An 11673-nucleotide genomic window follows, 5' to 3' on the forward strand; every position below is an offset into this window, starting at 1 on the left:
GCCGAGGCGACGTGAAAAAGCCACTCTCATCCCCGTTCCTGAGATGAGGTGGGCAGCTTATGCTGCGCTGCAAGGGCGCGAATCGCGTGAAACTCTAAGGCCGTGACGATGCGGTATTCCCGGATTTGTGTTCTGGCGCTCGCCGCCCTGCTGGGCACGCCCGCCGCCGGCCCGGCGCAGACGCCCCCCGCCGCTGTTCCAGAGGCCCAGCCGGGGCCGCAGCCGGTTCAGCCCGCGCCGCCGCCGGGTCCGGTGACGCCGCAGCCGGTCGCGCCCGCGCCGAGCCTGCCCACGCCGGCCGAGCCGCAACCGGTCAGGCCGCCGCCGACCCTGCCACCGCCGGGCCAATCCCTGCCCGCGCCGCCGGCGCAGCAGCAGACGAGCGCGCCCGATCCCAATGCGACGCTAGCGGGCAAGCGCGGCGATGCCAGCGATATCGACGAGGTTACCCTGGTCGCGAAGCCGGTGCTGCTGCTCTCCGGGCAGGCGCGCTGGGACGAGGGCTTCCAGAGGCTGTCGGAAAGCTTCGAGACCCTGCGCGCCGAGGCCGGGAAAGCGGGCCTGCCCATTGCCGGCCGGCCTTTGTCCCTGTTCGTCGAGACGAGCGACGACGGCTTCCGCTTCGATGCGATGCTGCCGGTCGCGGTTCCGGCCGGGGGGCAGCCTCCCAGCTTCGGCGCAGGCGTGAGGCTCGGCGAATCGCCGGCGGGCAAGGCGCTGCGCTTCCTGCATGTCGCGCCCTATGACGACATCGATTCCACCTATGAGACCATCGCCGCCTATCTCGACGCCAAGAGCATCGCGGTGAAGGACGCCTTCCTCGAGGAATATGTCAGCGATCTGAAGGATCCGGGCGATCCGAACCTCGAGATCAACGTCTACGTCCAGCCGAGATAGGCGCCTCACGCGCTCCAGCTCAGGCCCGGCCGCATCGGCCGGAAGCGTTCCTCCGGCAGGCCGGCGGCGGCGAGCGCCGCCTTCAGCGCCTCAGGCGGGCGCTCGACGCCCTCGTCGGTGAGCTGGAAGGTGCCCCAGTGGTGGCCGAGCGCCTGCCGCGCCCTGAGCGCCAGCATGACCTTGACCGCCTCGCCGGGGTTCATGTGGTTGTCCGACATGAACCAGCGCGGCTCATAGGCGCCGATCGGCAGCACGGCGAGATCGAACGGCCCCTGCTCGCGGCCGATCCGCTCGTAGAGCGAGCCGTCGTGATAGCCGGTGTCGCCGACATGGAAGATCTTCGCGCCCGGCGCTTCGATGAGATAGGAGCACCACAGCGCCATGCGCCGGTCGAAGGCGCCGCGCGCCGACCAGTGGTAGCTCGGCGCGAGCGTGAGCGCGACCTGGTCCGACAGGGTAAGCCGCTCGTGCCAGTCATGCGCCTCGGTGCGGGCATCGGGGATGCGCGCCCGGACGATCGAGTCGTTGCCGAGCGGCATGATCATGCGCGGCCGGTCGCGGGCGTTGAGCCTGGCCAGCGTCTCGATGTCGAGGTGGTCGTAATGGTTGTGCGTGATCAGCACGGCGTCGATCGGCGGCAGCGCGGCGAAGGCGATGCCGGGCGCGTTCACGCGCCTTGGGCCGATGAAGGAGAACGGGCTCGCGCGCTGCGAGTAGACCGGGTCGACGATGAGGTTGAGGCCGGCGGCCTGGTAGAGGAAGGAGGCGTGGCCGAGATGGACGATCCTGACGCCGTCGAAGCGAGGCGGCGGCTCGTCCTGCGGCGGCGCCTCATAGGCGAGGGGGAAGGCTTCGCGCTCGCGCTTGCCGGTCTGCCAGCGCAGCACGTCGATCAGGCCCTTGCCGATCGGGCGCCCGTCGCTGAAGACGAGGCCGTCGAAATGGTCGCTGGCGGGGCCCTGGTAATAGGGGTTGCGCGAGCGCGAGATCGCCGCCCAGGCCGCGCCGGTCGAGGCCAGCAGCGCGCCGAGGCCGACGAAGGAGAGGAGCTTGCGGCGGTTCATGGCCTGTTAGAGGTAGGAGGCCGCGCGGCGCCGTCAAGGCCGCTCAGTTGTTGCCCGAGCGGATCGCGACCGTGGCGACGCCGGCGCCGATCAGCAGCGTGCCGCCCGCCTTGTTGAAGAGCCCGATCGCGCGCGGGCTGCCGACCATGGCGCGCGCCCGCGAGGCGACGAGCGCGTAGCCCATGGCATTGGCGAAGGCGAGCCCGACGAAGGTCGCCTCGAAGATCAGCATCTGCATGCCGAAATCGCCCTTCGGATCGAGGAACTGGGGCAGGAAGGCGACGAAGAAGGTGATGCTCTTGGGGTTGAGCGCCGTCACCAGCCAGGCATGGCCGAGCATCTTCCAGGCCGGGGCGGCGTCCTTGCGCGGCTCGGCATCCAGCCTGCCACCGGCGCGGAACAGCTTGATGCCGAGCCAGACGAGATAGGCCGCGCCCAGCCATTTCAGCGCGGTGAAGACCGTTGCCGAGGTGGCGAGCAGGGCGCCGACGCCGAGCATGGACAAGGTCATCGCCGTGAAATCCCCGAGCGCCACGCCGATGGCGATGGGAAAGGCGGCGCGCCAGCCCTGGCCGAGCGCATAGGAGATGACGAGCAGGATGGTCGGTCCGGGGATGACCAGCAGGACGGCGGTGGCGGCGGTGAAGGCGGCCCAGGCTTCGAAGGTCATGGTGCAAGGCTCCGGTAAAGGCCAGAGCCATCACCAGAAAGGGGTGCTTGTAAAGGGGAGCGACTACCGCGCCGGGCGCGGATCGTTGCCGAACCCGACGATCGGGCCGGCGCCCTCCGCCGCCATCTCGCGGCGGATCTCCGGCTCGGCCGCGACGGTGAGCACCCACCAGGCGCGGTAGCTGGTGCGCGGGTCCTTGGAGAGGGCGATGCCGTAGCGCGTCGCGTTCGGCAGCCGCAGGTTGGCGTCGTGGCCGGGCGATTTGCGCCAGCCGTCGAAAGCCTCGGCGGTGGAGAAATAGCCGCCGCCGAGATTCTCCGCGACATGGGCCGAATCGATGCCGGCGGCCTCCACGCGCGCGGTGAACGAGCCGCCGGCATCATGCGAGAGCGCATTGGCCTTGACCATCGCATCGGCCTGGCGCTGCGCCATCGCCATCAGCCGTGGGTCGGGCCTCAAGGGGCCGAGTCCGTGGCCGGCGCGATAGGCGTTGAGGATGCGCCCGGCCTCGGCCGGATCGAGCGTGACGGCGTTGAGCTTCTCGACCATGCGCGGATCGAGCGCGCCTTCCCGGCGCGGCTCACCGGCGCAGCCGGCGAGGAGGGTGGCGGCGAGCGCGAGGACGAGGGCGTTCTTCATGGACGGGCTGGCCTCCGGTTTTTGTCGGCAAGGGCCGCTAGGGGGCAATCGCGGCGAGAATATTGCCTTACGTGCCGCCATCCTTGACTTTTGCCACAGTCTTCCGCTTTAAGACCCGCATTCGTTTCGCCGACATCGCCGAAACCACATCCGCCGACCGGGCCGCCTTCGCGGCTTCACGAGCCCGGAGGTCAACGCCCGACAGCGCGATCGCGCCCTCGGGCGCGAAACCGCTTGGCGATGAGGTTATGGCGCTGGCGGTTCCCTGAGGCAAGCAGGCAGGTCCGGTATGTTCGGCACGCTGAGCGACAGGCTCTCCAGCATCCTCTCGGGGCTGACCCGCAGGGGGTCGCTGACCGAGGAGGACGTCAACGCCGCGCTGCGCGAGGTGCGCCGCGCGCTGCTCGAGGCCGACGTCGCGCTCGAGGTCGTGCGCTCCTTTACCGACAAGGTGCGCGCGCGCGCCGTCGGCGCCGAGGTGCTGAAATCGGTCACGCCCGGCCAGCAGGTCATCAAGATCGTCAACGACGTCCTGATCGAGACACTGGGCGGCGAGGGCGAGAGCATCGGCTTCGACGCCGTGCCGCCGGTGCCGATCCTGATGGTGGGTCTGCAGGGCTCGGGCAAGACGACGTCGACCGCGAAGATCGCCAAGCGCCTGACCGACCGGAACAGGAAAAAGGTCCTGATGGCGTCGCTCGACACGCGGCGCCCGGCCGCCATGGAACAGCTCGCGGTGCTGGGCCAGCAGGTTAACGTGCAGACGCTGCCGATCGTCGCCGGCCAGTCGGCCGTGCAGATCGCCAGGCGCGCGATCGAGGCGGCGCGTCTCGGCGGCTACGACGTCGTCATGCTCGATACCGCCGGCCGCGTCACGCTCGACGACACGCTGATGGAAGAGGTCGCGCAGGTGAAGGCCGCGACCGGCCCGCACGAGGTGCTGCTCGTCGCCGACGCGCTGACCGGCCAGGACGCGGTCAACACGGCGCGCGCCTTCGATGCCCGCGTCGGCCTCACCGGCATCGTCTTGACCCGCATGGACGGCGATTCGCGCGGTGGTGCTGCGCTCTCGATGCGCGCCGTCACCGGCAAGCCGATCAAGCTCGTCGGCACCGGCGAGAAGGTCGACGAGCTCGACGATTTCCATCCCTCGCGCGTCGCCAACCGCATCCTCGGCATGGGCGACATCGTCTCGCTCGTCGAGAAGGCGGCGCAGACGGTCGATGCCGACAAGGCGCAGGCGCTGGCGCAGCGCCTCGCCAAGGGCAATTTCGACCTCGACGATTTGCGTATGCAGCTCCAGCAGATGGAGAAGATGGGCGGCTTCGGCGGCGTGATGGGCTTGCTGCCCGGCATGGCGCAGATGAAGAACCAGCTCGCCGCCGCCAAGGTCGACGACAAGATGATCGCCCGTCAGGTCGCGATCATCAACTCGATGACCCCGGCCGAGCGCAGGAACCCCGACCTGCTCAAGAACAGCCGCAAGAAGCGCATCGCCGCCGGCTCCGGCACCTCGCCGGAGGCGATCAACAAGCTCCTCAAGATGCATCGCGGCATGGCCGACATGATGAAGGCCATGAAGAAGCAGAAGGGCGGCATGCTCGGCAAGCTCGGCGGCATGTTCGGGCTCGGCGGCGGCATGGGCGCTGGATTGCCGGCCGGCATGCCCGATCCGTCGCAGATGGACCCTGCCCAGCTCGAAGCCCTGCAGAAGCAGCTCGGCGCCGGCGGCGGACTGCCCCAGTTGCCGCCGGGCGGTTTTCCGGGATTGCCCAAGGGCGTCACCCCGCCGGCCGGGATGATGCCGAAGCTGCCGGGACTGGGCGGCGGGCTGCCCGGGCTCGGCGGACCGTTCGGCAAGAAGAAATAGCCATTCCCTCCCATTACCCATCGAACCAAAGGAAGAAGACCGATGTCCCTCAAGATCCGCCTGACCCGCGGCGGCGCCAAGAAGCGCCCCTATTACCGCATCGTCGTCGCCGATTCGCGTTCGCCGCGCGATGGCCGCTTCATCGAGAAGATCGGCTCCTATGACCCGATGAAGGCCAAGGACGCCGCCGACCGCGTCGTGATCGACGCCGAGAAGGTCCAGGCCTGGCTCGCCAAGGGCGCCCAGCCGACCGACCGCGTGCTGCGCTTCCTCGACGCCGCCGGCCTCGCCAAGCGCCCGGCCCGCAACAACCCGAACAAGGCCGTTCCGGGCGAGAAGGCCAAGGAGCGCGCCGAGAAGAGGGCCGAGAAGGCCGCTGCCCCGGCCGCCGAAGCCGCCGCCGAGGCGTGAGCCCGATCCTCGCCCGGTCGTGGGTTCCGGGTTCGCGCCTGCGGCGCGCCCCGGAATGACGGAGCGCGGGCATGTCTGAGGAAAACCTCATCCTCCTCGGCATCGTCGGCGCGCCGCATGGCGTGCGCGGCGAGGTCAGGATCAAGACCTTCACCGGTGACCCGCTGGCGATCGCCGATTACGGCCCGCTCAGCGACGGCAAGGGCCGCAGCTTCGCGATCGCGGCCATCCGCCCCGCCAAGGAGGTCGTGGTGGCCCGCATCGAGGGCGTCACCACGCGCGAGGGGGCGCAGGCGCTGAACGGCACCGAGCTTTTCGTCGCTCGCGACAAGCTCTCCGTGAGCGAGGACGAGGACGAGTTCCTCCAGGCCGACCTGATCGGCTGCGCGGTGGCCGGGCCGGAGGGGGCGGTGCTCGGCACCGTGACCGCGATCGAGAACTACGGTGCAGGCGACCTGCTCGACATCGCGACGCCGGACGGGCGCTCCGTCCTGATGCCTTTCACCCGGGCCTTCGTGCCGCGCATCGACATCGCCGCGCGCCGGATCGAGGCCGAACCGCCGCTGGGATTGTTCGAGCCCGACGATGATGAACGATAGACCCGCCCGCGCCCTGATCTTCGACATGGACGGCACCATCGTCGACAATATGCGCTTCCACGACGATGCCTGGGAAAGCTGGCATCTCGGCCACGCGCTGCCGTTCGACCGCGCGACCTTCGCCGCGCGCACCGCCGGCATGGCCGGCAACGAGATCATCTCCGCCTATTTCCCGAAGGCGGCGATCGCCGAGCTCGATGCGTTGAGCGACGCCAAGGAAGCGCTCTACCGGCAAGCCTACCGGCCGCATGTCGCGCCAAGCCCGGGTTTCCTCGACCTGATCGCGCGCGCGGAAGCCGCGGGCGTGCCGATGGCGGTGGGCACCGCCGCGCCCCCGGCCAATATCGAGGTGGTGCTGGACACGCTGGCCTTGCGCGCGCGTTTCGCCACCATCGTCGCGCCGAGCCAGGGTTTTCGCGGCAAGCCGCATCCCGACATGTTCCTGGCCGCGGCGGAGCGGATGAAGGTCGATCCCGCCGATTGCATCGTCTTCGAGGATGCGCCGCTGGGCGTCGAGGCGGCGCGCCGGGCCGGGATGCGGGCCGTGGCGCTGCTCACCATGCTCGGTGCGGATGGTTTTGCGGCTTACGACAACCTGATCGCCTCGGTGCGCGATTTCACGGCACTGGACGGGTTGCCGGCGCTGCGCTTTGCTTGAGGGCATGCCCTTCAGCGCCACGATCCTGACGCTCTATCCGGAGATGTTTCCGGGGCCGCTCGGCTTCTCGCTGGCCGGCGAGGGGCTGCGCAAGGGGCTGTGGTCGCTCGACACCCACCAGATCCGAGAGCACGGCATCGGCCGCCACCGCAATGTCGACGACAACCCGGCCGGCGGCGGGGCCGGCATGGTGCTGCGCTGCGACGTGCTGGCGGCGGCGATCGACGCGGCGGTTCCGGCCGGTGATCCGCGGCCGCGCCTGCTGATGTCGCCGCGCGGGCGCCCGCTCAGGCAGGCGCAGGTCCGCGACTGGGCGGCGGGCCCCGGCCTCGTCATCGTCTGCGGCCGCTTCGAGGGGGTCGACGAGCGGGTGATCGAGGGGCGGGGCCTGATCGAGGTCTCGATCGGCGACTACATCCTCTCCGGCGGCGAGATGGCGGCGCTGACGCTGCTCGACGCCTGCGTGCGGCTGATCCCCGGCGTGATGGGCAAGGTGGCGTCGGGCGAGGAGGAGAGCTTCGAGAACGGGCTGCTCGAATATCCGCACTACACGCGGCCCCGCGAATGGGAGGGGCGCGGCCTGCCGGAGGCGCTGCTTTCCGGTGACCATGCCCGCATCGCGGCCTGGCGGCGCGAGCAGGCGGAGAAGATCACGCGGGAGCGGCGGCCGGACCTGCTCGCGGGGCGCGATCAGGGGTAGCCCGCGACCGGCAGCTTCTGTGCCAGCCAGCCGCCCGGCCCGAGCACGCCGCCCCGCACCGCCCTGAGATCGCGCCAGCCGCGCCCGGCGAGCTTCTGCGCCACCGCGAGGCCTTGCGCGCCCGTGCGGTCGATCAGGACGATGGGCTTGCCGGGATTGTCGAGGCGAAGCCCGGCGAGGCGGACTTCGAAAGCGCTTGCGTCGATATCGAGCGGCACGGCGCCTTGCGGCAGGCCGGTATCGGCCCATTCCAGGGCGCTGCGGATGTCGATCAGCAGGATGCGTCTGGCCTGCACCGCCTCATGGGCCTCGCGGGCCGGGATCGCCGCCGTCTGCCCGAAAACGAAAGAGGCCGGGAGCGCGAGGCTCCCTGCCAGAAGGGCGCGCCGCGTCCTGGCGCCCGCCATCAGCGGCTCAGCGCAGCTCGGCGCAGAAGCGCTGGATGCGGCGGCAGGCTTCCTCCAGCTTCTCGTCGGAAGTCGCGTAGGAGATGCGGAAGTTCGGGCCGAGCCCGAAGGAGGAGCCGTGCACGGCCGCGACCGCCTCCGCTTCGAGCAGGCCGATGACGAGGTCCTCGTCGGTCTCGATGGTCCTGCCGTTCGGCATGGTCTTGCCGATCAGCTCCGAGCAGTCCGGATAGACGTAGAAGGCGCCTTCCGGCACCGGGCATTTCAGGCCCCGCGTCTGGTTCAGCATCGAGACGACGAGGTCGCGGCGGCGCTCGAACGCCTTCTTGAACACCGGCAGATGGTCCTGCGGGCCGTCCAGCGCCTCGACCGCGGCCCATTGCGAGATCGCCGAGGTGCCCGAGGTCTGCTGGCCCTGGACCAGGTCCATCGCCTTGATCAGGTGCTCGGGCCCGGCGGCGTAGCCGATGCGCCAGCCGGTCATGGCATAGGATTTCGAGACGCCGTTCATGGTCAGCGTGCGCTCGTAGAGGGCGGGCTCGACCTGCGCCGGGGTGACGAAGGTGAAGTCGCCATAGACGAGGTGCTCGTACATGTCGTCTGTCAGGATCCAGACATGGGGATGGCGCAGCAGCACATCGGTGAGCTTCTTCATCTCGGCGTGGCTGTAGGCGGCGCCCGAGGGGTTCGAGGGCGAGTTCAGGATCACCCATTTGGTCCTGGGCGTGATCGCCTTCTCGAGGTCTTCCGGCTGGAGCTTGAAGTCGTTCTTCAGATAGGTCTCGGCGAAGGTCGCCGTGCCGCCGCAGAGCGCCACCATCTCGGGATAGCTGACCCAGTAGGGCGAGACGCAGATGACCTCGTCGCCCGGATTCAGCGTTGCGAGCAGCGCATTGTAGATGACGTGCTTGCCGCCGGTCGAGACGATGGTCTGGGCGGGCTTGTAGTCGAGCCCGTTCTCGCGCTTGAACTTGCGGGCGACGGCCTCGCGCAGCTGCGGAATGCCGGAGACGGGGGTGTACTTGGTCTCGCCGCGGCGGATGGCGGCGATGGCCGCTTCCTTGATGTTGTCCGGCGTATCGAAATCGGGCTCGCCGACGGAGAGCGAGATCACGTCCCTGCCCTGGGCTTTCAGGTCGCGGGCCTTCTGCGTGATCGTGATGGTCGCGGAGGGCTTCACGCGCTTCAGGGCATCGGCAAGAAAGGCCATGGGACTGGTCTCCGGAAGAGCCGCAAGGGGGCGCGCCGACATGGCGCGCGCGTGGTTTAGGTCCCGGCGCTCCCGATCGCAAGCGCAACCGCGTGATGTTTCGCATAAAGCGCCGTGAATTTGGGGGGCTCGCCGGCCGATCGTCTCACGTCGTCGTGATGAGGCCGCAACGGTTTGGCGCTTGGCGGCGTTCTGATCTATCTGCGGCCGATCGGCTGGGTGGAGCGAGGAGACGAGGTCATGCTGCGGTGGAGATGGGCGGGGTTGCTCGGGATGGTGCTGGCGCTCGCGGGCGCGGCACTGCCGGCGGCGGCGCAGAAGCGCTTTCCCTCGAGCGCGGGGGCGCTTGCGGTCGAGACAGTGGCGAGCGGGCTTACGCATCCCTGGGGCCTCGCCTTCCTGCCGGACGGGCGCATGCTGGTCAGCGAGCGGCCCGGCCGGCTGCGGATCGTCGGGGCGGACGGCGCCCTGTCGCGGCCGATCGCCGGCGTTCCGGCCGTGGTGGCGCGCGGGCAGGGCGGCCTGCTCGGCCTCGCGCTCGATCCGGCCTTCGCGCAGAACCGCCTGGTCTATTTCTCCTTCTCCGAACCGCGCCAGGGCGGCAACGGCACCAGCGTCGCGCGCGGCCGCCTCGACGAGGAAGGCACGGCGCTGAGCGGGGTCGAGACGATCTTCCGGCAGATGCCGGCGGTCGACTCCAACATGCATTTCGGCTCGCGCCTGGTCTTCGACCGGACGGGAGCGCTCTTCGTCACGCTGGGCGACCGCTTCAGCCAGCGCGCCGAGGCGCAGAATCCGGCCAACCACATCGGCAAGGTCGTCCGCATCCGGCCGGACGGCACGCTTCCGGCCGACAATCCGAGGAAGCAGGGCTGGGCGCCGGAGGTCTGGTCGATCGGCCATCGCAACGTCCAGGGCGCCGCGCTGCATCCCGAGAGCGGGCAGCTCTGGACCGCGGAGCACGCGGCGCGCGGCGGCGACGAGATCAACACGCCCCGGGCCGGGCTGAACTATGGCTGGCCGGTCATCACCTATGGCGTCGATTATTCCGGGGCCAAGATCGGGGAGGGCACGGCGAAGCCCGGCATGGAGCAGCCGCTGTTCTACTGGGACCCTTCGATCGCGCCCTCCGGCGCCGCCTTCTATACGGGCCCGGCCTGGCCGGCCTGGAAGAACTCGCTCTTCGTCGGCGCGCTCGCGGGTAAGATGCTGGTCAGGCTCTCGACCGAGGGCGGCAAGGTGACGGGCGAGGAGCGCCTGCTGACCGATCTCGGCCTGCGTATCCGCGACGTCGTGCAGGGGCCGGACGGCTTCCTCTACCTCGTCAGCGACGAGGACGACGGCAAGATCTTGCGGGTGCGGCCAGCTGGCTAGGCGCCGGTCAGGGCCCGCAATCCCACTCCTGCTCGATGACGAAGACGTTGCGCGTGGCGAGCTTGCCTGTGGGGTCGTAGAGATCGCCGACGTAATATCCGGTGCCGTCCTTGTCCTTCGCATTGCGCCCGACCTGGAGCGACCAGCCGAAGCCGAACGATTTACCCTCCTGCCAGTCCTTGTGTGGGGAATCCGCCGAGGGGCCGGAGAGGACGCGCGCATCGTCGTGGCTGGGGCTGCAGGTCGGGCCGGCCAGCGCCGTGGCGGGGGCGAGCACGAGGCCGCAGAGAATGAGTGCCGTCTTTTTCAAGGGAGTCGGTCCTGCAGGAGGGGAAAGGGAAGGGCGCTCAGCCCTTGGCGTGGAAGATCAGGAAGGCGCCGGCCGCGATCAGGGCAAAGCCCGCCGCATGGTTTAAGGTGAGGGATTGCTTCAGCCAGAACACCGAGAAGCCGGCGAAGACGACGAGCGTGATCACCTCCTGCATCGTCTTGAGCTCGGCGGTGGAATAGACCGAGGCGCCCAGGCGGTTGGCGGGGACCGCCAGCATGTATTCCGGCAGGGCGATCGCCCAGCTCGCGAGGATGACGAGCCAGAGCGCCGCGCTCCTGTAGCCGAGATGCCCGTACCAGGCGAAGGTCATGAAGACGTTCGAGCCGATGAGCATGACGATCGGCAGGATATGGGCCAGTGTGAGCGGGGGCATATGCCGGGGGCTTTCTTCGCGGCGGCGGGGGCGGACGGTCAACCGAAGCGCAGCTTCATGGCGATGATGGCGAGGACGAGCACGAGGGTCAGCGCATTGGCGGCGATCACCGGCCAGGACTGGATCTGGATGCCGTAGGCCAGCCACAGCAGCACGCCGCAGGCGAGGAGGGCTTGCGTCCACAGCGAGATTGCGCGGGTGTCGCGGGTGCGCAGCGTGCGCCAGGTCTGTGGCAGCCAGCACAGGCTGGTCAGCGCGGCGGCGGCGAAGCCGGTGAGTTCGACGGGGAGGGACAAGGGCGCGCGACGTTCCGGATGAGGCTGCTTCCATAGCGGGATTCGGGGCTGCGCCGCCAGATGCTCCATCCTTTTGCCGTGTCGGATTTTCTGCACGCGAACCGGTGTCCGCTTCGCCCGAAAATGCTCATGGTTAACTTCCGTTAACGGCGACGCCCTAGTTTCGCATCAATT

The 11673-nt window shown here is 69.3% G+C and carries 15 protein-coding genes; 7 read left to right on the forward strand and 8 right to left on the reverse strand.

Translation table 11 applies throughout. From position 1 onward, the window contains the following. The first annotated feature begins 108 nt into the window (after window positions 1–108). Window positions 109–897, forward strand: coding sequence for a GyrI-like domain-containing protein (locus tag M9917_RS09040; protein ID WP_297252893.1), 789 nt, complete (start codon window positions 109–111; stop codon window positions 895–897). A 5-nt stretch (window positions 898–902) separates the two neighbouring features. On the opposite strand, the gene M9917_RS09045 is transcribed toward M9917_RS09040, so the two are convergent. From M9917_RS09045 to M9917_RS09055, 3 genes are all read right to left on the reverse strand, one after another. Then, on the reverse strand, window positions 903–1961 hold the full coding sequence (locus M9917_RS09045) for an MBL fold metallo-hydrolase (protein ID WP_297252895.1): 1059 nt from the start codon (window positions 1959–1961) through the stop codon (window positions 903–905). Window positions 1962–2004: 43 nt separating this feature from the next. Continuing rightward, window positions 2005–2631: a LysE family translocator gene (locus M9917_RS09050; RefSeq protein WP_297252897.1), complete on the reverse strand. Its 627-nt coding sequence runs from the start codon at window positions 2629–2631 to the stop codon at window positions 2005–2007. A gap of 63 nt (window positions 2632–2694) precedes the next feature. Continuing rightward, window positions 2695–3270, reverse strand: coding sequence for a CAP domain-containing protein (locus tag M9917_RS09055; protein ID WP_297252900.1), 576 nt, complete (start codon window positions 3268–3270; stop codon window positions 2695–2697). 289 nt (window positions 3271–3559) lie between these two features. Here M9917_RS09055 and ffh point away from each other — a divergent pair, with 289 nt between their 5' ends. The 5 genes from ffh to trmD all read left to right on the forward strand — a co-directional run bounded on the left by ffh (window position 3560) and on the right by trmD (window position 7508). Then, window positions 3560–5140, forward strand: coding sequence for a signal recognition particle protein (ffh, locus tag M9917_RS09060; protein ID WP_297252901.1), 1581 nt, complete (start codon window positions 3560–3562; stop codon window positions 5138–5140). 42 nt (window positions 5141–5182) lie between these two features. Further along, window positions 5183–5551, forward strand: a complete 369-nt coding sequence (gene rpsP / locus M9917_RS09065; protein ID WP_297252903.1) for a 30S ribosomal protein S16 — start codon at window positions 5183–5185, stop codon at window positions 5549–5551. Window positions 5552–5622: 71 nt separating this feature from the next. Beyond that, complete coding sequence (gene rimM / locus M9917_RS09070; RefSeq protein ID WP_297252905.1) at window positions 5623–6150, forward strand: ribosome maturation factor RimM; 528 nt, start codon at window positions 5623–5625, stop codon at window positions 6148–6150. Next, window positions 6137–6808 (forward strand): HAD family hydrolase, encoded by a 672-nt coding sequence (locus M9917_RS09075; RefSeq protein ID WP_297252907.1) that lies wholly within the window; start codon window positions 6137–6139, stop codon window positions 6806–6808. The genes rimM and M9917_RS09075 overlap by 14 nt, the downstream gene beginning before the upstream one ends. Before the next feature lie 4 nt (window positions 6809–6812). Beyond that, window positions 6813–7508: a tRNA (guanosine(37)-N1)-methyltransferase TrmD gene (trmD, locus tag M9917_RS09080; protein WP_297252909.1), complete on the forward strand. Its 696-nt coding sequence runs from the start codon at window positions 6813–6815 to the stop codon at window positions 7506–7508. Here trmD and M9917_RS09085 read toward each other — a convergent pair. Both M9917_RS09085 and M9917_RS09090 read right to left on the reverse strand, forming a co-directional pair. Beyond that, complete coding sequence (locus M9917_RS09085; RefSeq protein ID WP_297252911.1) at window positions 7499–7915, reverse strand: rhodanese-like domain-containing protein; 417 nt, start codon at window positions 7913–7915, stop codon at window positions 7499–7501. The two genes, trmD and M9917_RS09085, sit on opposite strands and share 10 nt — an antisense overlap. 7 nt (window positions 7916–7922) lie before the next feature. Next, window positions 7923–9125, reverse strand: coding sequence for a pyridoxal phosphate-dependent aminotransferase (locus M9917_RS09090; RefSeq protein WP_297252913.1), 1203 nt, complete (start codon window positions 9123–9125; stop codon window positions 7923–7925). Window positions 9126–9365: 240 nt separating this feature from the next. Between M9917_RS09090 and M9917_RS09095 the strand changes: the two genes are divergently transcribed. Next, window positions 9366–10499: a PQQ-dependent sugar dehydrogenase gene (locus M9917_RS09095; protein WP_297252915.1), complete on the forward strand. Its 1134-nt coding sequence runs from the start codon at window positions 9366–9368 to the stop codon at window positions 10497–10499. Between the two features lie 7 nt (window positions 10500–10506). On the opposite strand, the gene M9917_RS09100 is transcribed toward M9917_RS09095, so the two are convergent. The 3 genes from M9917_RS09100 to M9917_RS09110 are packed head-to-tail and all read right to left on the reverse strand — an operon-like array spanning window position 10507 to window position 11499. Then, the gene (locus tag M9917_RS09100; protein WP_297252917.1) at window positions 10507–10809 is read right to left on the reverse strand and encodes a hypothetical protein; all 303 of its coding nucleotides are present in this window, start codon (window positions 10807–10809) and stop codon (window positions 10507–10509) included. Between the two features lie 37 nt (window positions 10810–10846). Beyond that, complete coding sequence (locus M9917_RS09105) at window positions 10847–11203, reverse strand: DMT family protein (protein WP_297252919.1); 357 nt, start codon at window positions 11201–11203, stop codon at window positions 10847–10849. A gap of 38 nt (window positions 11204–11241) precedes the next feature. Then, window positions 11242–11499, reverse strand: coding sequence for a SemiSWEET family sugar transporter (locus tag M9917_RS09110; protein ID WP_297252921.1), 258 nt, complete (start codon window positions 11497–11499; stop codon window positions 11242–11244). Between the last annotated feature and the right edge of the window lie 174 nt (window positions 11500–11673).

Origin of the sequence: Bosea sp. (in: a-proteobacteria) (assembly GCF_023953965.1) — a bacterium.
In the GTDB taxonomy this organism is placed as follows: domain Bacteria; phylum Pseudomonadota; class Alphaproteobacteria; order Rhizobiales; family Beijerinckiaceae; genus Allobosea.